Here is a 1,316-nt window from a genome sequence, read left to right on the forward strand (position 1 = left end):
AATGTAAACGTTTTAATATCCTCAGAAAAAAGGGATTTTTGGGTGCTTTTAAATGAAAGAAAAATCGATGAATAAAATATTCACTAATAATAAATGTAGCCATACCGATCAAATATATAATGATTAGCATAAGTGTAAAATTCCAAAAGATACTTCTTGCAACAATAATAATGTTCAAAACTAGCATGAAAGCAATATCAAAATGTAAGAAAAAATCCGAATATAATCTTTGTTTCAAGATCTCACCTCCAATCTAAATTATTAATATATGTATTCTGGAAGAACATGACTTATAACCTAAGGTAAATTGAAGGTCATAGCTATTCGTTAGAACTTGAATGATGTAGAAAACAATGATACAGAATGTAACAATCAGAGTAGATGTCTAGAGGGGGTAATCAGTACATACAGCTCAATATAGAGTAGAAGACTGTGTTCGTCTGAATGTTAATGGATGGTATAAATAATGAAGTGAGTATAGTGATATTATACTAGTAAAATAGTCCGCTAGTTAGTACAATGGAAATATATAAGCAGGGGAGATGTTAAGAATGAGTATTTCTCAATGGTTAAAAGAGTATGTAGGTACAACTTTGGCTGCATTAAAAAAGAAGAATATTACAAATGAAGAGTGGGAAGAAATTTGTAGAGAATATGAAAAGTATTGTAAAACTAGAAATTTGAAACCTGATTATGACCGTTAAAGATTGAAATTAAAAGAAGGAAACAAGGAGAGAATGACTGTATAAAGAACACTATTTAATGTTAGATAAATGCATAATTTAAAATATTTTGAATAATCAATCCTAAGTTAGCAATACATATGTATAAATTCCCAATGTAACACTATTTAAAAAAACGAACACAAAACTATGCTTTTTAATAGAGATCGCTATAGCAGTTATTCCTACAATGTATGTTAGGAAAGAAAGAAAAGGGGGATGTACATCTAAACAAAGCAACTCGGTTAATACTATTAATGAAAAAGAAAACATTAGTTTGCTAATTGAGATGTCCATTATTTTCCGCCTTTTAAAAGTTTTCAAATTATGCCTGTAGAACATAAAATATATTAGCATATTTTTCCCGGTAATAATAGTGTAAATTAAAAATTATTCGAATTGTAAAAAAAGTAATTTTATAAGTGTTTTCAAAAGGGATCATTTTTGATATTTTATAAAAACTGAATAAATATACTATATCGATATTACTTTACATGAGTGTAGTTGTACAAGATATTATCGCATGTATGTGTTAAACGCAAAGAAAAATAAGTTAGTTGTTGGAAGATAAATAGAGATGGTCAAGGGCTACGA

1 protein-coding gene and 1 pseudogene are annotated in these 1,316 nt (G+C 27.9%); one reads left to right on the top strand and one right to left on the bottom strand.

The window, feature by feature from the left end; all coding sequences use genetic code 11:
* Positions 1–238 (bottom strand): annotated as a pseudogene (locus V7014_RS27075) (sterol desaturase family protein); the annotation flags it as partial.
* A gap of 313 nt (positions 239–551) precedes the next feature.
* Between V7014_RS27075 and V7014_RS27080 the strand changes: the two are divergent.
* Positions 552–704 (top strand): hypothetical protein, encoded by a 153-nt coding sequence (locus tag V7014_RS27080; RefSeq protein ID WP_335512221.1) that lies wholly within the window; start codon positions 552–554, stop codon positions 702–704.
* The last annotated feature ends 612 nt before the right edge of the window (positions 705–1,316 follow it).

The sequence above is a fragment of the Bacillus sp. JJ722 genome (assembly GCF_036963345.1).
Lineage (GTDB): Bacteria > Bacillota > Bacilli > Bacillales > DSM-1321 > Bacillus_AD.